The sequence below is a fragment of the Kovacikia sp. CALU 1929 genome, from assembly GCF_056784235.1.
Genome location: NZ_JBXBCF010000059.1, coordinates 1 through 26794, shown reverse-complemented (window position 1 = coordinate 26794; position 26794 = coordinate 1). Strand labels below are relative to the sequence as shown.

Genomic DNA, 26794 nt, shown 5'->3' with positions numbered 1-26794 from the left:
CAGCTACCTTCAAACTCAGGCAATTAAAGCCAGTACGCACTGCCAAAGATAAAGCCTAAAGGAGCGATCGCCCCCTGTCCCAATCCCTTGCCTTGAAACAAGAAACAAGGGGCGATCGCCGCTATTCCAGCAACCTCTTGCAGCAAAATCTTCCACCCCTCACTATCACTCCCTAGACAATGGAGATCATCATGTCTGACTCCGCTTCAGCGACACCAGCAACCAGCATTCCAATTGGCAATCCAATTACCTGGGACAACCAATTTGTTGATCCAAATACACAACAACCTGTAACGGTCACTCCCTATCTGCATCGCCAAGCACCGCCGGTTGATGCAACAAATCCCACTTCCCCACCCGACCAATCCCGTTATCCCAATGTGGTGGGAACCCAACGGCTGGCTGTGACCGAGTATGCTCGTAATATTCGCAAACGCTCCTGGATGGGCTGGTTTCTCTATGGCGATGGCACTCCACCCCCAGGAATAGCCCCCGGATATCACGATCCGGCAACAGACCCATCCCCGCCGCTCTACAACGATGAAAATTGGGACTACTATTCGTGGCAATATTCCGCCGGATACGATATCAGAGATCCAAAAAATAACGGCGCGTGGAAAGCGGTACGCCTGGATCAACAGCCGCTTTATCTCAATCCTTTCCGGATCAACTACAACTGGGCACCGGGTAAATTTGGCTATCAAAAACAACCGCTGCAACCATTCTCCAACAACCTCGGCTTCTGGCAAGACAAGAAAATTGTGCGGGGTCCCAATCTTTCTCTGGCGTATCCCTACATGGTGGAATACGCCAACTATATCGATCCAACCCAACAACCTGACTTCCCCGATGAGTGGCGCAGATCCTGGCTCTACGTCCACACCCGTCCGCTGGAAACACTGGTGATGGTGCCGGGAATTAAAACCCCGACTGAGTTAATGACCGCCGGAACCTGGAACCAGGTGGGGAGCGGAAACCAGATTTTCCCCTATCCCGTCTGGGATGAAACGCTCTCTCACGGGGATCAGACGCCCTTCTGCATCAAGGTCGATCGCATGGGCGACTGGAGTGCTGATTTAATCTGGGAAGGCACCCACGCCAACGCCAAAAATTATGACCAGAACAAGTATCGCCGCACTGGATTTAATCAGCCAGGGAAGGGCAATTATCTCAAAATGTCGGTGGCGCAGGGATCGCCGCTGATCTGGTGTGAAACCAACAACAGCCAGTATGTCAATTTCTACAATTTAATCCGCACCAACGAACCGGGACACATCGATAACACCGGCGGAACTCGTTCCACCAATGCCGGAATGGCGATCGATGCCTCGACCGGGCAGGGTGTCTGGGATGTGCCCGGAGTCGAAAATGTGCAATATGTGCTGCTCTACGGCAACCAGACCAACCCGAACCAGTTCTACCACGAGGTTACACCCTTCAAGTGGAACGAGCAAACGGGCTTACCGGGTGGATGGAACCCGCCAGGGCAACAGAGCAACCACACCTACATCGCCATCTACTTCAAAAAAGATACGGTGGTTCCGGTGGACCTGAGTCAACAGAGCGGCACCGACAGTGATGGCAATCCCTACTTTTTTCTGGAATTTGTGAACAAAAACCAGAAAAACTGGTACGTCGTGGGGGCAATCCCCGTGATGCGGTACTACCACAGCGAAATTTCAGAAGACTCAGAACAACTGCGGTTAGCGGCGGCTCGACAATGGGCGGAAGCGATGGGAGGGTATGCGTTTAACTTCCTGACCGATACACAAATTGCTTATCAGGTCACCAATCTGTATCTGGCGACCACCACCTACCAAACCTTCGTTACCAATCCCTTTGTCGCGGCAGGGCAGCCCAATGCCGCCCAGATGACGAGTGATCCGACCAAAACCGTGATCGCTTTAATGCCCCACCACTATCAACCCCTGACACTGGGACCGGTCGATCCGACTCAACCCAACGGCAACCAGATTGTGTGGCAAACCCTGCAAACCACGGGGGCAGATCTGCCGATCGCAACCGTCAATCTTCCGAATGCTAACCGGAGCGATCCAACCTCTCCCAGCTATTGGGGTTACTGGACACCACGCGGAAATCTCAAAACCCTGGCAACCGATCAATTTGTCACCCAATTTCTGTTTCAAAACTTTTTGCCCCTCACCCCGCCGCCCAACTGGGAGAAGGAGTATCCCCAAACGAGCATCCAGGGGGTGCGCGTAACGGATGTGGGCACGGGCTACACCCGGTTACCGACCGATACGGATGATCCAGCAGAGGGTGACCTGCCCCAGGCAACGATTGCTTCGCCAGGGGGAGGAAGTGGTGCCCAATTGCAGGTCATTCTGCAACCCTACACCGACAAAATCCAGCAAATCAATGTGGTGGATGGAGGGAGCGGCTATACCGATGGCAACCCACCGACGGATGTGACCGTACACATTGATCCGCCGCAGGTGCCAGGAGGACGCACCGCTACCGCCCGCGCCCAGGTGGCGGGTGGCATCGTGCTGGCGGTATTTATGAACGACCAGGGATCTGGCTATCGCAGTACAATTCAGGTTTCAACGACCAATGAAGCAGGAACGGACCCTGCGATCGTTCTGCCGCTGTTTACGGGGGGCACGGGCAGCAGTTTGCAACAGGGGCTGTGCAATGTTGTAGTGGGGGGAGCGGGATGGGTGAATGACCCCGCTGCCACTGTTACTGCCCAGGTGCTGGGAACAGGGACGGGGGCGACTGCCGAAGTAATCACGCCCGGACAAATTTTAACGGTTGGGATCAGTGATGTGGGAGGCTTCACTGTTCAAGGGACTTATCCTAGCTCGGGTGATCCAGCCAAAGATGCTCAATCGGTTACGGTACACGTCCCGCCGCCCGCCCCTGGCTTGCCCGCGCAAACAATGCAGGTGACTGCGGTAAACGCCGATCAGACCTATTTCAAAACCCTGATCACTGACCCTGGAAAGGGCTACACAACGACTGATGCAACGGTGCTGCAATGCGTCTCAACCACAGATAACCGTTCCTTCTCTCTGCAAAGTATTGAGTCACAGGATGGAAGGATTGTCGCAGCAACTCTATCTGAAGTGCCTCCTTTTACGACACCGTTTGAGGTGACGTTTAAGGTTCCCGCCGATCGGACCCAACCGCAACGGGCGACAAAGGGAATGGTTTACTCTGGCTTCAGCATCAGTGCCATTGAGTTAACCAAAGAAACGATTTCTGGTTATACAGAAGATATGCAAATTTCCTTCACTGGAGGGGATCTGCTGTCACCAAACCTGGTCATACCAGAGTTCTCCTACAACATTGGGGCGAAGGGAGAAATTACAAATATCGTTCCCACGAGTGGGGGGAGTGGTTTCTTCCGAGATGGTTTCTTCACGCTAGAAGGGGGCAAGGGCTTTGATGCCGCACTGCGACCTGTGCTATCGGAAGGTTCGGGTGGTACCTTGCTTGCAGTCAAGGTGGTGTATCCTGGGTCGAATTATCCAACCGACATTATTGCCTACACCAACCCCAACCCTCTGCCCTTGGATGTTCAGGTTGAACAGGGTCAGATTGTGGGGGTCAGCCTTAGGGCTGGCGTAGATTACAGCGGTTTTACCACCATTCCTGCCATCTTTTTGATGAATAATAAGGGCAAGGTAGGGACGGATGATTACAATACTGCTCCACCCAAGGGACAAACAGCCCAGATTAACTATATTGCTAATCCCGATGGCAGTATAAAGATTGGTACAACAGATGGTAGTCCGGCGATTGAACCTGGAGCAGGATACATTAGCACGTCTTCAACAGCGACGGTGGATTCCCCTCCTTTGGTGCTTCGCTATGCCAAACTAGGGCAGGTGGTCGCCGCAAACCAGGCATCTGGATTTATTGCCACACCCGCAAAGCCATCCATCAACGTAGAGCAGGTGTTGTACGATTCGCTGATCTGCCGCTTCTCGACATTGGCTTCTACCAATCTGCGACCCTTTGGGGGTGGATTTGGGGGTACGTCAGGGCCGGATGGTTATGGCTTGGGGAATGCACTCTCTGCGGTTGCAAAGATTCTGGGTGTCCTGTATCACTTGCAGCAGTATTACGCTAGTCAAGGTCTGGATGTGCCATCCGCACGAGCCAGCCTGTTTGCAATGGATCAAACCGACAACACCAACAATGCGTTTGAGTTTCCCATCTACGCGACCAACAACCCGCTCCTAAGTTTAACAGGTGGTCTCAAGACCATGACCCAGGCGCTTCAGCGTACCCTCAGTCTGTTTTTTCAACAGGTACCCTATACCAACAATCCCGCCAGTGCTGACTGGCAGATGGCTTATTTCGCCCAATATGATTCGGCTGGGCGAGTCGTGGTCAATCCCACCGCAACCATCCCAGTCTTTGGCGTGGTTAGCACAACAATGAACCCACCTGCCATTCCCGGTAGCCAGAACTCGGGCAAAACGGGGCTGATGCAGTGGGGTCCGGGAATGTTGTGGAGTGGATTTGGGGTATCGGACCAGTGGAATGACCAGCACTACTTCTATGGCTATTACCTATCTACGGCGGCGTTGCTGGCACTGTTAGATGGAGCTTGGAGCGCCACAAAACCCGCTCAAATGTGGGCAGACCCCGATCAAATGGGAACGGCGATCGAACAGTGGATGAAGACCCTGGCTTACGATCCGGCATTGGAGCCGGATTACCTTGACTTCAACAATACCTGCCAGTTCAATCACATCACCTATAGCAAATATTCCTTCTTCGATCAATGGAATGGTCATCCCTGGGCATCGGGTGTGTCTCCCGGAAAGGCTGGATCTGTGGTGGATGGCAAAAATCCCAATGAAAATGGGGGACAACCAGACCCTTGGTCTGTGTGGGATTACTACGGGACGGGCAATGCCCCCTTTGATGATGAAAACGAAAACTCTACCTGGGAGGGATTGCAGGCGTTTAGCTCGATCATTCTCTGGGGAGCGGGCACTAATCGGAAGGCGATCGTTGACCAGGGTATTTATCTGCTGACCACGGGCAACGCCGCCAGCGATCTGTATTTCCTCGACAAGAATTACAACCTGAAGCGCGGCAGCCAAAACCAGTACACTTGGTGTCCGGTCACCACTGGCAGCCCTGCCAGCAAAGACGGGGGGGAAAACACGTATGCCCCCGACACAGGATTTGTGGATTCTGCCCCAGCCGCTTTCTATGGGGATGCTAGTGCGGGGTGTTCAATTTTGCAGAAGGGAAGCCCCTCGTTGAATAACTTCTTCTACGCCTTTCCAACAGGGTCAAAGTTTATCCAAGCGTACCCTCCCACACCCTGGACGATGGGTATGACACGCAACCTGTCCTATATGCAACAGTGGGCAGGGGCAATGATGCGCCCGGAGTGGACCGATGCCAGAAACAGCTCCCTCTATCAACCGGGGAACTGGCTGGGTATGGCGATGACCTCGGCACTGTGTGGCGTACCCTACAACCCAGGTGATGACCCGACCCAAATTCAACCCTATAGCGATCGCCTCTGGACGAGCTGGAATGTGGTGGGTACCGAACCTGGCAGTCAGGCAACCATGCAGCCTGCGGAACAACCCACCTCTGTGTTGACGCTGATGCATGTGACGGAGGAGTATGGTCCCCCCGATTGGAGCATTTATGCCAGAGTCACTGATCAGACGGGTGCCGAGGTCGATGAGATTGTGTTCACAGCGGCATTTACGAAAGTGGGTTCCCAAAATCCCCCAACCGTATCCTCTACGTTTGTTGCTTTTAATCCGGGCTGGGAGACTTGCTATGTGCTGTTCTATCGCCTGGGTGCAGATGGAACATTGTCAAACAGTAAACAGGTGCCCATCAACAACAACCAACCGATCGCAGTGCCGCCCAAGAAAATGGTTGTAGTCACCTCCTAGGGCGTGTTTTAAAGGTGCTGAAGACTAGGAAGAGTTCTGGCTCCCTTCTCCCCAGGGAAAAGGGTTGGGGATGAGGGTAATTCATCCTGCCATTCAGCAACGCCAAAATTTTTATTAGCTGGCAAAAGCTCTATTCAGGATCGCAGGAATGAAAAAGTTCATCACTTTTTTGACGTTGGCATTATCGGTTGTTGTTCTGATCTTATTGACGACATCGACTCCGATCGCAGCAACAAAAACAGATTCGGATTATCAACGCTACATTACCTTTCACAATGACTTTGATTTTCCCATCTATCCGGTGATTCAAGTGCCCGCCGATATCTGTGCTGGCTCACAAGACACCAGCGTGCGGAGAATCGTCGTCAATGGGACGGGGCAAAATGGAGGCTTGCAGCCGAATGAAACCCTGACAGTTTTTATTCCCAACGATTCCGTTACCGTTAAGGACGAAAACGGTAATCCTGAGGTGATTCGATGCTGGTATAAGTCTGGGCGAATTTACATTTTCCCCGTCAATCTCACCACCTTTGAGAAGAACATGAAGGGTGTTGATCAAAACAATTCCTCCCAGATCACCACACCTGACAATCCCCTCAATCCAGTCACCTGTTTTGAGGGGAAGCGGGGTAATTACGGTAAAGGAACATCGGGGAATTGTTTTACGGGTCATGCTGACAATAGCTTTGCTGCCGATGTCCCCGCTCAACTAGCAGAATACACCTTTGATTCGGACAATGCCGCCGCGAATGGCGACCCAGATACGGGGATGGCTATGGCGGATATTGATGTGTCCTATGTGGACGATCTGTATCTGCCGATCGCTGCCTCAGTCGTCAATAATGGGGCAACGGGCTATATGGGTGGGGCGATGCCGCTATCCCAATTCCAACAACGGCTCAGCAATTTCTTCACCAATGTTCCCTGGCCCAAATACTCGGCATACCTGAGCCAAAACCAACCCTCTGCCACGACTAGAAATGCGATCGACACAGCAAATTTGCCACCAGATTTAGGTGGAGGGACAACTACTCCCGCACCGCATCTGCCAGCAGGCTTTAACAGTATTCAGAATACGCTCTCCAAAGCGACTTCTTCGGTGTACGAGATCAACAACAGTACATCAAACTATTTGATCAGCGGAGTTCTCAACCAGTCCACTCAGGTGCAACCCTATATCGATCGCTGGATGTGGTGGGTCAATCAAAACGGACAACCCTGCTCAGTAACGGTCACAAACCAGCTTATCTTGCCCGACGGTGTCACTGGCAGCTTCGACAAGCAACATTTCTGCAACCAATTTAGTGCAACGGTGAATGCTGTCTGGACGCATTTTTTAACAGACAAGACAGACGGATTCAATAACAACAAAAAGCAATTCTATCAAGATTGCGGATTGTCCAATGTGAACCCCGATCAGAACCAGCAAAATGCCTGCATTATTCAGCACATTATTGGTTATAACTCAAAAGTGCTGGGGGGTGAGTTGCCCGGTCAGGTACAAGCGTTGTTGCGAGGCGTGGCATACGACCCCACCGATGGACAGCAGCAGTATCAATTCGATCCATTTTTGACCTTTGCCGCACCGTATAACAGTCAGTTCAACCTGAATCCCTATACCCGCCTGATTCACAGCACAAAGGATGGTGTTGGTGCTGTTGCCTATTCATTCTCCATTGATGACAAGTATGGTAATTTCCGCGATGCTTCTCTGGGCATCCTGATCGATGCGGGAGGAACCACTGCACTGGATAACCAGCAGCCCTACGACCCCTATCAGCAATACAGCATGAACTGGGGCTATAACCGGGACAAATTTAGCTTGATTTCGGTTGCATCCAGCGTAAATCTAGCAAATGTGCAGAATCCATTAAAGGCGATCGCCGCGAATAACAATAACCAACCCTTCCTGGTCAAGCAGGATCAGAATATCTCCGTGTTCGGTCATGCGGCTGCCACGGGGGACACCTGGAAACTCACCAACCCCCTCGTGACTCTGACGCAGTTGCAGAATGCAGCTCAACAGGAAAAAGCACGAACCAACGGGGCAACCGCTTACTACCAGACCCTGATCAATTACCTGTTTGGCAGTTCGCAAATCACGAGCATTTTCCCCAGCACTGCCTGGGATGGCAGCAGCCGGAACCCTGCTATTGGATTGCTGGACTTCGATGCTGGTGTGTCGGACCCGAACTGGGCTGTCGGTCAGTCACTCCTGTATAACTACATCAGCCAGCAGAATGCCGATATACCTGCCAAAGGCAATTGGGTGAGCGCAGATGCATCGCAGTGCGGTATCCCCAATCCCATTTCAATTAACGGACCCGGATCGCAGCGGCTCCCCGTCCGGCTCAATCAACCCTGCAAAGTCACCCTGACGGACAGCTTTCAGGAGAAAATGGTGTTTAGCCTGACACCTGTTTCCAAACAGGTCACAGACACTTACACGGGTGCCAAGGTCACGGTGATGAGCCTCCCCACTGGCAATCAGACCAGTGGTACTCCCCCAACCAGCAGCGATTTGACAGCGGCTGATCTGAAGTTTTGCCAGGACAACTCCACAGCCGGGAGAATGACTGGTTACTGCAATAACATTAACGTTTCTGCTGTGTGGTCGGGCGATCCCTTTTCCCGCGATGTCGTCTATATGGGGCTGGCGTTTGACGATATGCCACGGGTGAATGTCAACCTGCCGAATGCGCCGCCCGATCCACCCGATCCCACTGCTGTGAACTGGCCCACCAATGCTGCGGTCACATTTCAAGTTCAAAATGGTCAGATTGTTCAGGTGAACTGGTCAGCGGCGATGACGGGAGCCAACCAGAAACTGCAATATACCCTGTTTGCATTGACTGGGAAAAACAATGGAATTCCGATCTGGACACCGCAGACTTGCAGTCCGCCCAACTTACCGACATCAGACACCTTCTGCAAGGTCAACTTAGGACAACCTGCAACTGTGTACGTGCTGGCACAGAACGTTTCGGCATCACCACCCACCCAATCTCCAACTTTATATGGGTGCTACCCTGCGGCTAACGTATGTCCACCCGCTACTACCGGAAAACCTACAAAGACTCGTACTCCCAAGCGCTGAACAGGGCTTCTGTTATCGAACCTTCGGGACAAGTAAACCACCATTGTGAACGTGATGAACACTGCGAAAGAAATTGATCCAAATGTTGCCAAAACTCATGCAGCACTGTTTGATACCTGGTTTCCGCTTGAACAACTGCCCATTCCCCCCGCGATCGCTGCCGATGTTGCCAAAATTGCGGCGCAAGTGAGTAGTGCCATGTTAGAGGCTTTCAGTCAATCTGCATTTTTTCAAATATTGCAGGGCATGACTATACCGCAAGCGCTGCCTTTTTACCAGGGGTTAGTTCAATCCAAAAATCCGGCAGTGCAGCAATTTATCCACACAACTGGCGGTTATGGTGAAATCGCAGATGAATATCGCCAACCCCTGTTTTCATTCCTATTTGACGGAGAGTGTGGGGCGATCGCTACTCAACTGGCGATGGAGATGCGGGAGGCGTATCTATCGGGTATCTGGGATTTGCCCCTGGCGATTCCGATTACCGAAATTCAACAACCCCAGGTGTTCATGCAAAACCCGGAGATCTACGCCAAGCGCCATGCTCCGGTTCTTCCCCCTAGCCGCTTGCGCTACGACTGCGCCACCAAAACCATTCAGCATCAGGACGGGGCGATCGACTATCTGGTGATTGGCAGCGGGCCGGGAGGAGCCGCCGTTTGCCATGAATTACAGAAAGCTGGAAAACGAGTCGTATTGATTGAAAAGGGACCGTTTGTTGTCTGGGGGTCAATGGATACGCGCAGTTACTCGCGCTTGATGTTTCGCAATGACCAGGCAACCACAGCAACCAACAGCGTGATTATTCGCAGTGGTGAAACCATGGGCGGTGGTTCGACCGTTAACATTGACCTGGCATTCTCGCCGCTCTCCTCCACCATTCAGGCACGACTGAACCAATGGATTGACAGTGGCTTACTCGATGCCGACGATTACACGCCAGATCGCATTGCCGCCGCGTATCAAAAAGTACGACAGGACATTGGCACCCGTGAAGTATCCCAGGATGAACTGAATCAAGACAATCTCGCTCTGTGGAATGGATCCAAGGCATTTGGCATTGATCCATCGCTCTATCATCTGAATCGCTTCCCCACCGGGATGTCTCCCTCTCCGGTCAATGACAAGTTAGATGCTGCTCGACAACTCTTGTTGTCCGCCATGCAAGATCCGACCAATCCCCTGAGCGTGATTTGTGATGCCACGGTGGATCAAATCCAATTCACCACTCAATCGGACTGCAAAACTGTTCAGGCGACTGGAGCCACGTTGACTCTCAATGAACCGTGGACGGATTACGGCAATACCGTGGTCGATCCCTCGAATTTGCAAATTCCAGTGGGTACCACGGTTTCCATCGCCGCTGAAAATGTGATCCTGGCAGCAGGCACGATTGGCACGACTCGCATTTTGCTGAATACTGCTAAAACTACGCCCGCGATCGCCAATCCCCGGATTGGCAAAGGTCTCATCCTGCATCCCTCGGTTCCATTGATTGGGGTGTTCGATCGCACGATTAATCTGCTGGAAGGGTTAGACAGTGCCACCTTTGTTGATGCCTTTGGAGTCACGCCAGGGTTGATTTATGAAACGATGGGAGGCTTACCCGCCTATGGTTCCCTGATGATTCCCGGCAACGGCAAACAGGTGTATGAACAGGTGAGCCGGTTTAATCAATGCGCGGGCTTTGGAACCATGCTGGTGGATACCCCCTCCGATGACAATTGCGTCACTCTGGATGATCAGGGGAATGTGGTGGTGCAATACACGCTGAGTGATGCGGATAAACAGCGGTTTCGTACAGGGGTTGCGATCGGGATTCGGATGATGTTTCAGGCTGGAGCCAGGCAGGTGATTGTGCCCTCAAACGAGAACTTGCTCAATCAGGAGAACTTCGATCCGATGGTGGGGGTTTACCTGACCGACATTGCCCAGGCGGATCTGGTAGAACAGAATCTGAACTTTATCCCGAATCGCACTACACTCACGGCAGCCCATTTGCAAGCCACCAATAAAATCGGCATTTCTCACGAAACCGGGGTGGTTTCCAAACATCAGCGCGTCTGGAATGTGCTCACCGGAGCAGAGATTCCTAATCTCTACATCATGGACAGCAGCATGTTTCCCACCTCTGTGGGGGCAAACCCAATGCAGTCAATTTATACCCTGGCTTATATCTTCTGCGATCGATTGCTTCAAGCCATGGAGCAACCTCAGAAGGCGCTTACTCTGGCATAGAACTGACAACGCTTTGCGCTGGGTTAAGTGTAAGTTATTTTTAGAAGCCGCGCGAGCACGGCTTCTAAAAATAACCGGGATTTACACAATTGAAAATTGCTGTAAAGGAAAAATTATGACAACGAAAACCAAGATTCTTGTTCTCAGCGATATTCACATCGGCAACAACAGCGTCACCAATTGGTATCAGTCCGAGGTGCATGAGCCTTATTTACAAGCCGCACTGCACTATGCGATCGCCAACCAAGACTCCATTCAGGAACTGATTATTTTGGGGGATTTGATCGACTTCTGGACGTATTTACCCACCACTCAGCCTCCTGATTTCGCAGCTATTATGCAGCAGAACCCCAACATTTTTGGTGATCCGAAAACTGGGACGGTTGGTCAATTGGGCTTGGTGGTTGAAGCGCTGGAGGGAAAGGTCACCTACGTTCATGGTAATCATGATATGACGGTGACTCAGGAGATGCTGAACCAGATTCCCACTGGTCCTCAGACTGGTTCAATTCAGCTTTGCGCTGATGATTTTTACTTCCCTTTAGGGAGCAGCAATTCAGACATTGTGTGTACTCATGGACATCTGTTTTCCATGCTGTGCTGCCCTGACCAAGAGCAAAAGAATATGATTCAACCGCTGCCTCTTGGCTACTATGTGACACGTACCGGAGCTTATCTAGCCGCACAAGGACTGACTCCAGCCGCCCCAAACGTGGCTTACCTACCCAATACTGGAGAACCAACCGGGCTTAATCTTAGCAGTGAAGACTATCTCAAAATCCTGGGAGACCTGATATTCTACTCGTTGGGTGGTGCTATTACATCACTGGTGCAAGCTGAAACTGGGTATGGATGGAAAAGCCCCATCATCCTGGGAGATGGCTCCATAATTACCCTGAATGATGCGTTCGATCAATTTGACGGTTTATTAGGAACCTGGGAGGACAAAATTGGTTTGGACGGTCAGTCTCTAGGGCATACCGGGGCATTGGCTGCCTTGAAGAATCCCGATATTGATAATGATTTGTCCTCCTATGCAAGATCGATGGCGGCAAAATGGAACTCAAAAGTGGTGATCATGGGGCATACCCACGTTCCCGGAGATAGCCAGGACACTCAAACAACCCAAAAAGAACAACTTGCCAAGTTAACTAGTGTCCGGTTAGACCAGCCCTACACGGCTAGTACTGGTGCGCCATTTATCTATGCCAACTCAGGCTTTAATTGTCCTTCAATTCCAGATATGCAGGGTACTACACCCAAAAGTCCAACCTTTATCGAATTAGAAGTGGGTAATGGGACATACCAGGTCACTGTGATGCAAGTCATCAAGACTGGAAATGAGTATACTATTCAACCCGATCCGAGTTTGCCATCTGAAACAATTTAGATAGCAAACTCCAGCGCTGCGCGCTTAAACAAAACACAGTTGTTTTATGAGATGCTATGCAGTCAATACGGCTTCCAGTTGATAAAACTTGAAGGTGTTCTGTTCTGTAGGAGTAACAGCAGCGATCGCCTGATAGCGATCGAGCACTTCAGTAATGAATGCGGTCCATTCCGTTTCTGGTAAAAAACGAGTCCACTCAACCAGGGTGACTTTGCAGTAGTCAAAAAATGCCTGACGGGTCTGGAAATCCCAGGACTTGTCCTCAACGTGTAACCGCAAGACTTTCAACCCCTGCTGCTCGACCAGACGACGAAATTCCTCAGGAGTGGGGTGAAAGTAAGGTCTGGAATGGTTTTGGAAGTAGGGAAGCCAGGCTGGTAAATGGCAAACCTCCTCGATCAAATCTTCAATGGATTTGCGTTCGCCTTCTGGAACAAACCGCAAGCAGACCTTTCCTGCTGGCTTTAAAGCCGCATGAATAGAACGAATAGCAGCGGATTGCTCAGGTATCCAGTGCAGTGCATTAAAGGAAACAATCTGATCAAACTCGTGGGAGTAAGGGAGATGGCGGGCATCGGCGATGGCAAAGCGGAGATTGGGATGAGAAAGCGCATAATGCTGCGCAGCAAAGGTGATCATGTTCTGAGACGCATCAACACCCAGAACGGAACCCTGGGGAACTCTCTCCGCGATCGCGGCTGTAATCTTGCCATTGCCGCAGCCAATATCCAAGATGTGTTCATTTCCCTGTAGGGTGAGACGAGATAGTTGCTCCGTTGCGATCGCCTCCTGAAGGCTGGAGATAGTCTGATATCCACTGGCATTCCATTCAGTCATAAGAGACACCCTCCAAATAACACCTGGTGTTCATCAATGGTGTCGCTATAGTAGCTGACTTTGCGATCGCTGGAATGCCATCTCCCAGGTGTAATGTTTGCAAGCATGATTATGCGCCAACCACCGATTGTCCGATTGCGCTGGGGCGTGTCAGTGATGTGGTGGTGCTTGCCTTAGGGGTGCGATCGGCGTGGCGGTCGCACCTGCTTGAGCGGTTTTTGGGGATTAAAGTCAGCCCATTTTAGGAAACAGCTCCCTGTAGGCAGCTTGTACGAATAAGTTGATCACTTGGAGTATGTCTACTGGCTTGAACAAGGGGCTTAAGCCCCTTGCCTGCTCAAGTTATTTCTACAAGCCTCCATAGAAACGATCTGCCAGACCATCTCTACAGGGATAACAAACCCCTATGCCGCAACCAGGATTGCAGGTTGCCCAATCAATTGGTCATAGGCATCCTCCACATCATGCAGTTGGGTTAGCACATCGTTATCCAACAGGTTGAGGCGGCGCTCTTCCGCTTGTTGGTTGATCTCATGGTCTTCCCGTTGCCGAACCAGTTCATCCAGTTCAGCCTTGCGGGATTGAATGTCCTCATTCATGCGCTTGACCACTTCTTGTTGATAGGTGTCGAAGCACTCTTTAACGGCTTGATAAACCTGGAAGGATTGCTCCTGAGCGATTTGAGGCAGCAGTTTAATCAGTTCTTCCCGCATGGTTAGCACAACCTTGCGGCGAGCCATTTCTGCCGAATAACTCCCTAACCCCAGCCCCGCCAACGCCATGCCCACGGGACCTAAGAAAATGCCCGTTACGGTATAGAGCATAGTTGTTACCAGCACCGCACCGCCAAAGTTGAGGAGAATCTGTTTCCAGTTAAACACGCCGGTACCCGCCATTGCGATCGTACCCACATCGCCCGTAGTCAGGGCGTACAGACCGACCGCCCATTTTGCCCAGCGGGGGGACTTATCTTCAGCGCTCAGGTGGGCATTGGGAATCACCTTCTGTCCGGTCAGTTTTTCGGTCATGCGATCAGTGACTTGCGTGTAGGACTCCCCATACTGAGTGGCACTCTTGGCTAAGCTGAGAAAAGCGGCATCCATATCTTTCTGGGCAGTCAAACTCCAGGCAGCGATTTTATCGAGCAAGTATTTCTCAAAGGCTAACCGCAGGGATGCCTCAAACTCCTGACGCTTACCCTTTTGCAGAAAGTCAAAGAATTTTAACTCTGGTTGGTAGCGGACAAAATCAGCCTCAAACGTATTTGCTAACTCCGGTAGATAAGAGCGAAAAGAGTTGGCACTGGCACTCGCTTGCCGCTCTCCCACAATCCGGATTTCGTCTTTGAACTGATCCCGAATTGTGACGAGTTGCTCAAATTCTGGTTGAACCGACCGAATCTTTTGTCTCAGTTCTTGCATGCTTTCGCTCAGCAGCGGAATCCGTCGATCGCAGGCTTCATGCACGGTTCGATAAGCTTGACGGGCGATCAACTTCGCCTGACGCAATTCGGCGATCGCCCGCTCCTTCGTCAAAAAGTGGTTGAGTGCTTTGATGAATTCTGAGAAACCTGTTCCCTCTAGCGAACCATTCCTGAGTCGTTGACGTAGCGCATTCAAAGACGAAATTTCAAACACGCGATCGTCATAGCGATCCTCTCCTTCCACCTGACAGTAGGGCGTTAGATTCGTTCTGAATACCTGGCGCACCCGATCTTCTGCCTCGTGTAAAGCCGTTAGATCTTCGGGATCAATCAACCGATTCTGGATTTCATCCCAGTGGTTAATCAGAAAGAAAACCGATAATCCCCGGTCTTTGATGTAATTTTCGAGGTAGCGCTGTTCGCCCAGGGTGTAAGGCTGAGTAGCACTAAGAACGAACAGAATGGCATGGCAATTGTTGATATACCCCAGCGTTAGCTGGTTGCGTTGCTCCGTATCGTTCAGTCCCGGACTGTCGATGATTTGCACTCCTTTTTCCAGCAGGGTCAGCGGGTACTGAACCTCCGCATACGCCACATCGGGAAATGCTGAAACCCCTTCCTGCTGGAGTTTCTTGGCTTCTTCCGGTGGAATCGTGTATCGCTGCTTAAAGGTTTCAAAATCCAGCGGTTCTGGCGCTCGATCATCTTTGAAATAAACGGTCACTCGCTTGTCTTGCCCATAACTGAGTACGGTCAGCACAGCGGTACAGGGGTTCACATCCGTTGGCAAAACGTTTTCCCCAATCAGCGCATTCAGAAACGTGCTTTTACCCCGTTTCATATCGCCCAACACCAACAGCCGAAACACGCCTTCTCCCAAATTTCGGCTGACTAACTCCAAATCGTCCACTGTACTTGCCAGTCCTAATTTGCCGGAGGCGGTTTCTCCCACCTGTTCCGCCTGGGTTAAGGTGTTGGCGATCGCACTCAAATACCCCGAAAACTCCTGACGCGCTTTGGCAACTTTGTCTAGATCATGAATAAAACTTTCAGCTTTGTAAGCCATTGAAACTCCTTAAGGTGGAAATATGACATGCCAAAACTGGTGTCATGCGGTAAAAAATCTTCCGCGACACCAGGGCAACGACTTAGCCATTTCCAGGTGAATGCTTCTGCAATGATTCCAGACCGACCTTTGAGCAAGGAAACTGGATGATTTGCCATTCCTTGCTTTCAACGGTTTAATCTGATTCTAGCGCAACGCTCTTTTACCATCATGCAAAGATCCATTTGTGATCGACATCACCCACTTGGATGAAGTCAAGTCACAGTAGGGGATGAGGGTGTCGTTAGCAATTGTCAGCCCGCCCGCCCAACGGATTGATAATCTGTAACAAAGGCGCAGGGAAATCGGCGATCGCGTTGATAATGAGTTTCATCTTTTATACAACAAGTGAAAAAATTATCCCTATCCATGTCCTTTCCTAAATTCAACCTTCTTGCTCTGCCGTCTTAAGCCTTTAAGTATTGCCGATGCGACTGCTTTCGTTCCGGATAAAAGAAGGCTAACGCCAGTGAATCGCCAATAGATCGTCAGCCGATCGCAAACCAATCAAAATAGTTAAATTGAAAGCGCCTGATTAGTTGCGGGAAATAGATGGAAATTACTCTGAAAAGGGATTGAGTATCTAATTTGATTTAAAGGCTATTACACGAACTTAATACTAAAAATATATGAAGAATAGTAGTAGGCATGTACATTCAAGAAATAAATGCTAAAGTAAGTCAAGAATTTGTTGGTGTGTGGATTCTCGCTTGAGCGACCACGCATTAAAAACACTGTGATTGTTCAATAGTGGATTGCAACATCAACCACGTAACTTTTTTGATAAATATCTGAATTTTTGCAGGGTAAGGTTTTAGGTAGTTGATCTGGGTGCTGATTCAATCAAAGGTGGGAAAAATATTGTGATGAACCGCGATCGCCTTCATTGATGAATTAACAGTCGCGATCGCTTGGGTGCAGCTTCACCACAGGTTAACCAGAATTGAAAGGAACTCAATATGCCTGTTATAACTGGAGTCGTGCAAAGTGCACCCTCAGGTCGAGTCGGTTTTGATACGGATACCAAATTAGATTTGCCAACAGCTAAACTTTTTCGCCAAAGTGGATATGATTTTTGCCTGCGATACGTTTCCCTCAGTAATGAAAGTAGCTACGATTTAGACCGGGAGGAAGCACAGGCGATCCTCAACGCAGGGTTAGCCTTAATGCCCGTGCAGCACGTCCGATATGCTGGATGGCTGCCCGATGCTTCCCGTGGCACCCAGACCGGACAAACAGCGGCAGATAATGCTAGTCAGGTAGGCTTTCCATCAAAAGTCAATGTCTGGCTTGACCTGGAGGGAATCAGCCCTACTGCCACTGCAACTGACGTGATTGCCTACTGCAACGCCTGGTATGATGCCGTGGCTCAGGCAGGTTATCTGCCCGGACTCTATGTGGGTGCAAATTCGATTCTCGATAGCCAGCAACTTTACAGCGATCTAAAATTTCAACACTATTGGCATTCTCTCAGCATCGTGCCAAACGTTGCAGTACGGGGTTATCAAATGATCCAATCGGATGGTGGTACCGTCCATGGCATTGGCATTGATAAAAACGTGACCCAGGCAGATGCAGATCGCGGACAGGTGCAATGGCTAATTCAGCCAACCTAACCCGCTCCTGTCACTCCTGCGAGAAAAATTCTAACCAACCTTTGCTCCAAGCTTCTAGTGTTCCGTCAGGAAAGTTTTGACGGGTCGAAGACCCGCAAAATTTAACCCCAATCAATAACCTGGATTTTGGTTACCCGTCAATCATTGATTGACTGACCACTAAAAACACTCGTTCCAAGCTTCTAGCTTGGAATGGAGTTTCTGAGGCTTTCTCAAACACGCCTGGAAAGAGGCAGAGCCTCTCAAATGCCATTTCCAGGCAGAGCCTTGGAAACGAGATGTTCTCAGAGTTTTATCAGGTTTCGAGAGTGAGTAAAGAGGGTTAAAACCCTACAAATTGCAACAAAAATCTCTTTAGATTTTATAAGGATGGATAAGATGCTTTCAGCCACGCTCAGTTTAGAGTGTCGATTGTTGTGCGCCAGCGTCGCTGCCTATGGGATCAACTCTATTGGTAAACTTGTTCCCTCAGACCCCTATTACAGTGCGGCTGGGTTTCTCACTCCACCTATTGCCTTTGCTGCGGGTGAGGATGATATTGATGCCTGTTTGGTGGGCACCACTGATCAGGGTGTTGTGCTAGCGTTTCGTGGCACAATTCCACCTGATATTCACGATCAGCAAAGTCTGCTGGACTGGATCAGTGATTTAAGTGATGCACCGATCGCTGCACCTGGTATCCCAGGCAAAGTCCATGAGGGGTTCTGGCAGGGTTTATCTGCCCTGTGGGAACCGATGGTAAAGGAAATTAAACAGCAGATGCATGGGAGTGGGCAACCATTGCCGCTCTACATCACGGGGCACAGTAAAGGCGGAGCACTGTCCAGTCTGGCGGCACTCCGACTCAAACTCCAGGCAGGCATTGTTCCCACGGCAATCTATACCTATGCTTCTCCTCATCCTGGAGATACGACCTTTGCCAGTCAGTACAAATTGGAGATTCCAAATCACACCCGCTATGAATATGGGAATGATATCGTTCCCCATCTGGTTCCAGATGCCGCATTCATTGATGCGATCGCCCATCTTCCTGGGCTTGGCGAATTCTTTAAAGGGATGGAAACCTGGAACTACAGCCCGGTGGGTACACTTCAGTTCATCCATTGGGATCGGAAAACGATCGGGGATGATTCACCCCTACTCCAGATTGAGCGATTAGCCAGACTTGCGAGCGCAATTGCAGACGGTCAATTTGAGGCGATCGTTGCAGCTCACTCAGCCAGCTGTGGAGGCGGTTATATGGGTGGAGTTGGCGCATCGGAAGTTTGTGCCTAACAGTCCTGGATATTCTTAGTATTGATGGATGAAACCAGATGATGGTTAACTTTCCACTGTTAGATATCGCCATTGGGTTGATTCTGATTTATACCTTCTTAAGTCTGCTGGCTTCAGAATTAACAGAATTTTTTACAACTGTTTTGCGGTGGCGAGCAAATCACTTACAGCAAGGGATTATGACCTTGTTAGGTGAATCAATTGCCCTCAGGCGCTATCCAGATCAGTTTAAAGACACCCTTACCGGCAGACTGTATTCCAGTTCTTTAATCAGTTCCATCACCCAGCGATCGCGGAGACGCAGACGAACCGTAGGTCCATCCTACCTGCCCTCTGAGGTGTTTGCGGATGCACTGCTGGAAGTGTTGCAATCCCTACCGGAGATTCAACAGAACGCTAACCAGGCTGTTGATGAACTCACCTTTGTAGTTTCTCAAGTGGAAAATTCAGATCAACTTCCAGCCTCACTGAAGCACAATTTAAAGCGATTAGCCAATCGAGCACAGACAGAAGCTGAAACGAGTGATCAGCAAATGGAACGGTTCAGACATGAAATTGCGCTCTGGTATGAGCAGTCGATGGCTCGGCTCTCTGGAACCTATCGGCGCAATGTTAAAGCTTTTACTGTTCTGATTGGCTCAACCCTGGCAGTTCTGCTTAATGCAGACTCGCTGTATATGCTAAGAAGAATCAGTGAGAATACAGCAACCCGATCCGTCATTATTCAAAATGCTACTCAAATAGAAGGATGTCGAGATGATTTGAGTTCGCCACAGTGCATCAGCGAAATGACCAACTTATTGGATATGACAACGATTCCGGTAGGTTGGCATCCTGTAAATTTTCGTCAGCAGTTTCCTCAACTCAATCTGGTTTATGGAATTAAGGCTGGGCTGGGTTGGCTACTGACTGGCATTGCAATTTCGATGGGATCTCGCTTCTGGTTTCAAATTCTCGATCAACTGATTCAGGTTCGAGAAACTGGAGAAAAACCAACTTCGACTGAAGAGCAAACAAGATAGATTGAAAGGGTTAATCAATCAGGTAATCAAATGGCGATCGAATCAGGGACATTCTAGCAGTTCTACCGCAAATCAGTTTCAGCCCTGGAGCGATACGTGGAGAAATTCCCTTTGCTGGACATTGTCATTGGACTGTCCTTGATTTATACCTGCTTAAGTCTACTTGCCTCTGAACTAGCCGAATTTGTGATCATGAGGTTACAGTGGAGAACCCGATGTTTAAAGCAAAGCATCATCACTTTACTGGGTGAACCGCTATCGAGAGGTGATTCAGAACAGTTCAAAGTTACGGTCGCTAGCAAACTCTTGAATAATTCACGGATTGTTTCTGGGGTTCAGGCTTGCGATCGACGCAACGGATTAATAATTTTATCCAACGTGATGCCGCACTTGTTTGCAGAAGTGCTGCTGGATGTTTTACAAGATTTACCTACCCAGGGCTTCCCCTTGTCTAATGCCCTCAGCCCAAATCATTCAAATGCTGCTGCAAAACCCATCATCCATCTCAAATCAAGTGTTGAATCGTCTCCCGACTTGTCACCTCAACTGAGGATAAATCTGCGGCGCATCATAGATCGGGTTCAACGGGTAGAACCAAATGCCAATCGACAGATGTTAAGGTTAACCGATGCGATAGGGCACTGGTTTAGTTACGCCACAATCGATGCATTGGCGGCTTATAAACAACAATTCAAAATCATTTCGTTCCTTGTTAGTTTAGCACTTGTAATTGCAATGAATGTTGACTCGCTTTATATCATTAGAAGAATTAGTGAGAATACGGCAACACAAGCTGTGATCATCCAAAATGCTACTCAAATTCAAGCCTGCCAAGATCATCTCAGTTCACCGAACTGTGTAGAACGTCTGTCCTTCCTGATGGAACACACAACGATTCCTATCGGGTGGCAACCCTCAAATCGACAAAGGCAGTTTGCCCAACTGAATGGGGTCATTATTTTGAGAACGATTGCCGGTTGGTTTCTCACCAGCATTGCGGTTGCGATGGGATCACGGTTCTGGCTACAACTCCTCAATCAATTAGGGGTCATATTGGGTGGAAAGAGGAAATCTCGACCGTCTACTCCATCGGTTACGTTCCGCCGCGATCGCAGATATAGCAGTTCTCAGTCAATGAAATACAGGAATGAGCCTGAGTAACCCGAATCAACGTTTCTCCACTGCACCTAACGCCTTTAAGGTTGTCTTCTGCGCCTCCGTTAAACCCGTAACACCAGTGATATTCATGTCTTCATAAGGGCGATCGGCTTTAAGCACCTTCAAACACTTGCCCGTATTAACCTCCCAAATTCGGATGGTGTCGTCATCTCCGGAGCTGGCAAGAAGTTGTCCTGCGGGTTGCCATGCCACTGCCCAGAGTGAACGGGTATGACCTTCCAGACGTTGCACACACTGCCCTGTATTGACATCCCATATTTGTACTGCTGGATCAGCGCCACCACAGGCAAGCCTTTGACCATCCGGACTCCAGGCAATTGAGAAGATGCGCACTGGGCTGGCTGGTAGCACCTGCACACAATCTCCCGTTTGAGGATTCCAGAGTCGCACGGTTCCATCCTCACTGCCGGTTGCCAATGTCTGACCATCCGGACTCCAGGCAATTGACCAGATCCAGTTGGTGTGTCCCGATAGGGTTTTGGGGCGATCGCCAGTCTCCAGATCAAATAGCTGAACCCTACAGTCTGCACCACCACTGGCAAGGATTTTGCCATCAGGACTGGGGGCAACTGCCATGACCCAGGCATCCGTTTGAACCTGCTGCAAACATTGCCCGGTCTTCGCATCCCATACTCGAATGGATTGATCGTTACTGCCGCTGATAATCCTGCGCCCATCCCCACTCCATACCACAGACCAGACCCAGTTGGTATGCTCTGACAGTGTGTGCAAGCACTGTCCGCTGTCCGGATGCCACAGTTGAATGACCTGGTTATCGCTGCCACTAACGATCATCTGCTGATCTGGACTCCATGCTAGTGACCAGATGCAGTTGCACGGCCCCCGTAACTTTTTAAGGCATTCACCAGTACTGACATTCCATAATCGGATGATGTGGTCATCAGAACCAGCAGCAAGGGTCTGATTATCGGCATTCCAGGCAAGGGAGCGGGTGCAAGTACTATATCCTTGAATGACATCTAAACAATCTCCTGTTTGAGGATTCCACAGTCGTACTGTGTGGTCTGCACTGCCACTGGCAAGCAGGGGTTCTAAAGGACTCAAATCCATTGACCAGACCGAATGCTGATGTCCCTGCAAAATTCGCAAGCACTGACCAGTCTGCACATCCCATAGCCGAATAGTGTGGTCGTCGCTGCTGCTGGCAAGGATGCGATCGTCTGGACTCCATACCACCTTCAATACGGCATTGCTGTGTCCCTGCAATGTGTGAAGGCACTGTCCTGTATTGGGATTCCAGAGTCGAATGGTATGGTCGGCACTGCTGCTGGCAAGGAGTGGGAGATTTGATGGCATGGATGAGGCTGAGCGATCGCCATTCCCACTCCAGGCTAAACACCAGATTTCACTCCCGTGACCAAATAATGTTTGAACACATTCCCCAGTTTGGACATGCCAGCATTTGATCAGTCCATCATTCCCCCCACTGACCAGCCATTGTCCATCAGGACTCCAGAGGACAGCTTTCCCCCAATGCTGCTGAGTGTTTAGCACCTGCAAGCATTGACCTGTTTTCATATCCCACAGTCGCAGGCTGTCTTCTGTACCCACGCTTGCCAGTGTTTTGCCGTCGGGATTCCATGCCACCGTCCAGACAACACTGGTTGCCTGCATCTCCTGCAAGCATTGACCAGTATGAGAATTCCAGATACGAATCATGCCATCGTTGCTACCCGTGGCAAACAGTTCCCCATCCGGACTCCACATCAACGTCCAAATTGTATTGCAGTGTCCCTGCCAGGACAAAAGTAACTGCCCATCCATCGCCCGTCGAACAAAGATATTGCCACTTCCGTCTCCACTCGCCAATCGCTTTCCGTCGGGGCTGAAGGTCAGTGAGAACGAAACTTTAACCATTTGGGTAAATAAAGAGGTTTCAAACTGGCTATTCTGGAAATTGACAGACTGGAGCCACTCTCCCTGGAGGTCAGCGTGTCGCAGGGTGAGTCGTGAAAAGTCGTAGCCCGTCAAATCGATTCCCAAATGGCAGCAAAGATTAATCAAGTTACCTACCGCATAAACGGGTGAAGGCGATCGGCTTTGCAGGAGCTTGAGGATTTTCCGTAACCGCGTTTCAATTTGCGATGTAGTTCTGTCTATAACCTGAACCTGATTGACAACCTCGGTTAGAATCAATCGTTTCTGAGTTTCTCTAATATATTCTTTAACGTTTGTCTTAAGTAATGCATGGTTATCAAACAGATCAATCTCCTGACTAATAATCTCTTCTCCCACCTTCTCTACCAGCTTATCCGTGACGTATTCCATGACGACTGGCTGTTGTGTGTAGCTGCCCTGCCGTCGTTCAATTAAATTGCGCCAACTTAATGATTCCAGGGCTTCCAGCAACCTAGTTCGCGGAACTGGAGGTACGATGTCGGCTGCCAGTTCTGCGATCGCCGTCCATTCCCGGTTAATGGCTAACCAATACATAATGCTTTGTTCCAAAGCCGAGAGGCGATCGAACTGTTGTGCTAATAGCTGGCGAATGCCGTTGAATAGCACGATCTCTTGCTTAAGAAATGCTTCAACGTCACCACCCAACAAATCCTGAATCGAACTCGCCACAATCTTTAAAGCGAACGGGTTATATCCATATTGTTTGGCTAACTGTTGCTTCTGCACCTGGGCCCCCAACAGTCCCCTTGTCTCCAGCAAGGCTTGTGCCGTTGTCGCGGACCCAGTGACCAGGAATGTCTGCACGGCTGAGTTGCCCTCCAGTACTGCCAGTTCAGTGGGTTTTTCTCGACTGGTGAGCAGAACGCAACTCTGGTGTTGAACTTCGCCAATCATCTTGAACAGTTCACCGTAGACCTGATAGCCTGAACGGTACTGTCCAGCCTGCCTTCCTTCCTGAAACAGGGTTTCCACATTGTCGAGAATGACCAGGCAGCGATGGGTTCGCAACCAGTGAATCAGCCGTCCAATTTCAGCTCTGCTGTCCTGTTGGTTAGACAGAAACGGCACCAGATCTGCCAGCAGTGATTCCAGGGGAGGCGCATTTCGCAACGATCTCCAGATTACATACTCAAACTCAATCTGAACCGTTTGGGCTAGTTTGACTGACAAAGCTGTTTTGCCAATGCCTCCCATCCCCAACAGCAGAATCAGCCGACAGTGATCTTGAATAATCCACTGTTGTAAAGTCAGTAATTCTGTTTCCCGCCCATAAAAGATAGAAACATCAATCGCTTCACCCCAGTCGTGATGGGAATTTGCGGAGTTGTTGTCAAGGGTTTCCAGTTTTGATGGCTCAGGTTCATGAGGGGTGTACTGGGAGATCGGCATCTCCAACGAAGAGAGTTTGAGATTGTCCTTCCTGAGCTTGTCTTTGGTTATCTCGGCGAATGTTCCGTCTAACTGGCAAGGTTTACCCGCTCGAATCCGCTCGTACAGAGCGGTGGTTTCTGCCATTGGCTCGACGTTGAACTCATCTGCTAGCATTTGATGGCAAATGTCATATTGCGCTAAAGCAGCACGGCGTTGTCCGGTGCAGGCAAAAAAAAACATTTGCTGTTGGTGGGCAGTCTCACGCCACGGATCGAGCAGCAAGAGTTTACGAGTTATCGCCAGTCCCGCTGTGTAATTCTGCTGCTTCAGATATTGTTCGGCTAAGGTGTGTAAGCCTTCGATCGCAATTTCGCGTAATCGTTCTCGCTCCATTAATGCCCAATTCTCAAAATCTGGTGCGTTGGGTAGATAGAACCCTTCTAAAAAGTCTCCCTGATATTGTGTGACTGCCTCAGAGAGAGACGGGAGATTATCAGTTTCGAGGTGGTTTGCGATCGCCTGGACGGTTTCCACATCCAGGCAATAGGAGCATTCTCGGTTAAACAGGATGGTTTGTCGGGTGATAATCAGATGTGACCCTAACACCTGTCTCAGATTGGGCAGAACTGTACGCAGGTTCTTCATTGACTGGCTAGACGGCATATGCTGCCAGAACAACTCTGCCAGCATTTCACGGCTGTGCTGTCTGCCAGTCACAGCCACATAAATCAATAACGCCTGTGCCTTACGGTTAATTAAATGAGTAATTGAATTTCCATTCAAGCTGATCTGGGGGGAACCCAATAGCTTTAATACCAATGTATTCATCTGTACGAAGTGTTCCTTAAATCAGTCGGGCTGATTAATTAAGTCGCTTATATCAATGCCACTTTGAAATAGGAGCACCCTGTAACTAGATGTCTACGCAAGCCTAGTCTTCACAGCCGGAAATCTAGATAACCTTAACCTACTCCACACTCCGTACTGTCTAAACAAGCGTTGCCGAACTTGCGCCACAGCGCACTAGTGGTCTGCCAAGAATTAAAACCCCAAAATAACAACCCCTTCCCTGTCCCAGACTGGTAAACACAAACTTGACAAATCACTAGCCATCTTTGAAATAGGAGCACCCTGTAATTATCCTCTACATAAGATCAGGCGTTTTAGCCAAAATGAAATACAAAATTTATGTTTGCTGGACACTAATAGATTTTTCCCTCATAAATCATGGCGGTTTGGGACGATAGGGCATTATTGAGATTACCGATCTGGGGGATGTCGAAAATACAATAAGGGCATTCCTCCCCAAAAAACTGAGGTCAGCGTATGACGGTTGCCATTCCCGTCAAAACCATCGAGCTATCCCCCGGTAGTCATGCCCTGATCTCAGGGGTGACTTGGGAACAGTACGAAGCGTTGTTAGAAGAATTAGGAGAAGATCGGCTTGTCCCGCGGATTAACTACTGCAATGGAACGCTGGGAACTGATGTCACCACTTCCGGCTCATGAGCGTCCTCATCGGATCATTGCCTATATTGTTACGCATATTTTGGATGCTCAAGATCGGGCATGGGAGGACTTTGGCTCTACCACCTTCAAGAAACTCAAAAAAGCTGGGTTAAAACCAAATACCTGTTTCTATATCCAAAATACTGAACGGGTGCGATCTTTGATGCGGATGAACATGGAGCAAGATCCACCTCCCGATCTGGCGATCGAAGCGGATGTTACCTCAAAAACGACCCTGGCAGCTTACGCAACCCTGCAAGTGCCAGAAGTCTGGATCTACGACAATGGCAAGCTGACGATCCACCTCCTGCAAAACGGAGCCTATCAGGAATCAGCAACCAGCCTCACCTTTCCCGATTTGCCCATCGCTGAAATGGTACCCCATTTAATTCAGCAAGCCTTTCAGGATGGTACTAGTAGTCTGTCAGCTTTGATTTGAGGGGTAATTCGATGATAATTTAAGCCATCGCGTTTACTTGAGATTCATGGCAAAAAAGAAATACATCGTCTCTCTGAGTGCTGAAGAACGAGAAGAGTTGGAGGGGCTGACAACAACAGGCAAAGTTGCTGCTTACAAAATGAACCATGCCCGGATTCTGCTTAAAGCCGATACGAACCAGGAGGGAGGTGGATGGACGGATGCGGCAATTAGCCAAGCCTTAGACATTAGTGTGGCGACGATTGAACGGGTACGGCAACGCTTTGTCGAAACGAGCTTAGAAGCAGCCCTAAGCCGACAAGTGCAGCCACAACGCAAACAACGACGCTTAGATGGAGCGCAAGAAGCTCATCTGATTGCCATCACTTGTAGTGAAGCCCCTGAAGGACAGGCGCGTTGGAGTCTGCGACTGCTAGCAGAGCGGATGGTGGACTTAGAGTATGTCGAGAAGCATACCCAATGGAGTTTGA

At 49.9% G+C, this 26794-nt stretch carries 16 protein-coding genes; 12 read left to right on the top strand and 4 right to left on the bottom strand.

Translation table 11 applies throughout. The annotated features are described in order from the left end of the window. Positions 1-23: 23 nt before the first annotated feature. A complete protein-coding gene (locus tag AC1S52_RS08095; protein ID WP_482028517.1) occupies positions 24-146 on the bottom strand; it encodes a hypothetical protein in 123 nt (40 codons plus the stop codon). Positions 147-191: 45 nt separating this feature from the next. On the opposite strand from AC1S52_RS08095, the gene AC1S52_RS08090 reads away from it, so the two are divergent. From AC1S52_RS08090 to AC1S52_RS08075, 4 genes are all read left to right on the top strand, one after another. After that, the gene (locus AC1S52_RS08090; RefSeq protein ID WP_482028516.1) at positions 192-5903 is read left to right on the top strand and encodes a glycosyl hydrolase; all 5712 of its coding nucleotides are present in this window, start codon (positions 192-194) and stop codon (positions 5901-5903) included. Between the two features lie 148 nt (positions 5904-6051). Beyond that, positions 6052-9000, top strand: coding sequence for a hypothetical protein (locus tag AC1S52_RS08085; RefSeq protein WP_482028515.1), 2949 nt, complete (start codon positions 6052-6054; stop codon positions 8998-9000). Positions 9001-9054: 54 nt separating this feature from the next. Beyond that, positions 9055-11238 carry a GMC oxidoreductase gene (locus AC1S52_RS08080; protein WP_482028514.1) on the top strand — a complete coding sequence of 728 codons (2184 nt, stop codon included), beginning with the start codon at positions 9055-9057 and terminating at the stop codon, positions 11236-11238. Between the two features lie 115 nt (positions 11239-11353). Further along, entirely contained in the window at positions 11354-12628 is a 1275-nt protein-coding gene (locus tag AC1S52_RS08075; RefSeq protein ID WP_482028513.1) for a metallophosphoesterase, read from the top strand. Positions 12629-12682: 54 nt separating this feature from the next. Here the strand turns inward: AC1S52_RS08075 and AC1S52_RS08070 are convergent, their stop codons facing one another. Continuing rightward, positions 12683-13465, bottom strand: a complete 783-nt coding sequence (locus AC1S52_RS08070; protein ID WP_482028512.1) for a class I SAM-dependent methyltransferase — start codon at positions 13463-13465, stop codon at positions 12683-12685. 26 nt (positions 13466-13491) lie between these two features. Here AC1S52_RS08070 and AC1S52_RS08065 point away from each other — a divergent pair, with 26 nt between their 5' ends. Next, on the top strand, positions 13492-13710 hold the full coding sequence (locus AC1S52_RS08065) for a hypothetical protein (RefSeq protein ID WP_482028511.1): 219 nt from the start codon (positions 13492-13494) through the stop codon (positions 13708-13710). Positions 13711-13869: 159 nt separating this feature from the next. On the opposite strand, the gene AC1S52_RS08060 is transcribed toward AC1S52_RS08065, so the two are convergent. Then, the gene (locus AC1S52_RS08060) at positions 13870-15954 is read right to left on the bottom strand and encodes a dynamin family protein (RefSeq protein ID WP_482028510.1); all 2085 of its coding nucleotides are present in this window, start codon (positions 15952-15954) and stop codon (positions 13870-13872) included. Between the two features lie 998 nt (positions 15955-16952). On the opposite strand from AC1S52_RS08060, the gene AC1S52_RS08055 reads away from it, so the two are divergent. The 4 genes from AC1S52_RS08055 to AC1S52_RS08040 all read left to right on the top strand — a co-directional run bounded on the left by AC1S52_RS08055 (position 16953) and on the right by AC1S52_RS08040 (position 21067). Further along, on the top strand, positions 16953-17609 hold the full coding sequence (locus AC1S52_RS08055; RefSeq protein ID WP_482028509.1) for a DUF1906 domain-containing protein: 657 nt from the start codon (positions 16953-16955) through the stop codon (positions 17607-17609). Between the two features lie 378 nt (positions 17610-17987). Then, positions 17988-18884, top strand: coding sequence for a lipase family protein (locus AC1S52_RS08050; protein ID WP_482028508.1), 897 nt, complete (start codon positions 17988-17990; stop codon positions 18882-18884). Between the two features lie 38 nt (positions 18885-18922). Continuing rightward, positions 18923-19906 (top strand): hypothetical protein, encoded by a 984-nt coding sequence (locus tag AC1S52_RS08045; RefSeq protein WP_482028507.1) that lies wholly within the window; start codon positions 18923-18925, stop codon positions 19904-19906. 111 nt (positions 19907-20017) lie between these two features. Continuing rightward, entirely contained in the window at positions 20018-21067 is a 1050-nt protein-coding gene (locus tag AC1S52_RS08040) for a hypothetical protein (protein WP_482028506.1), read from the top strand. 6 nt (positions 21068-21073) lie between these two features. Here the strand turns inward: AC1S52_RS08040 and AC1S52_RS08035 are convergent, their stop codons facing one another. Then, complete coding sequence (locus AC1S52_RS08035; protein ID WP_482028505.1) at positions 21074-25204, bottom strand: WD40 domain-containing protein; 4131 nt, start codon at positions 25202-25204, stop codon at positions 21074-21076. A 498-nt stretch (positions 25205-25702) separates the two neighbouring features. Between AC1S52_RS08035 and AC1S52_RS08030 the strand changes: the two genes are divergently transcribed. The 3 genes from AC1S52_RS08030 to AC1S52_RS08020 all read left to right on the top strand — a co-directional run. Next, the gene (locus tag AC1S52_RS08030; RefSeq protein ID WP_482028504.1) at positions 25703-25885 is read left to right on the top strand and encodes a hypothetical protein; all 183 of its coding nucleotides are present in this window, start codon (positions 25703-25705) and stop codon (positions 25883-25885) included. Then, positions 25845-26324 (top strand): Uma2 family endonuclease, encoded by a 480-nt coding sequence (locus AC1S52_RS08025; RefSeq protein WP_482028503.1) that lies wholly within the window; start codon positions 25845-25847, stop codon positions 26322-26324. The genes AC1S52_RS08030 and AC1S52_RS08025 overlap by 41 nt, the downstream gene beginning before the upstream one ends. Before the next feature lie 46 nt (positions 26325-26370). After that, a partial coding sequence (locus AC1S52_RS08020; protein WP_482028502.1) for a helix-turn-helix domain-containing protein occupies positions 26371-26794 on the top strand: 424 nt, incomplete at its 3' end.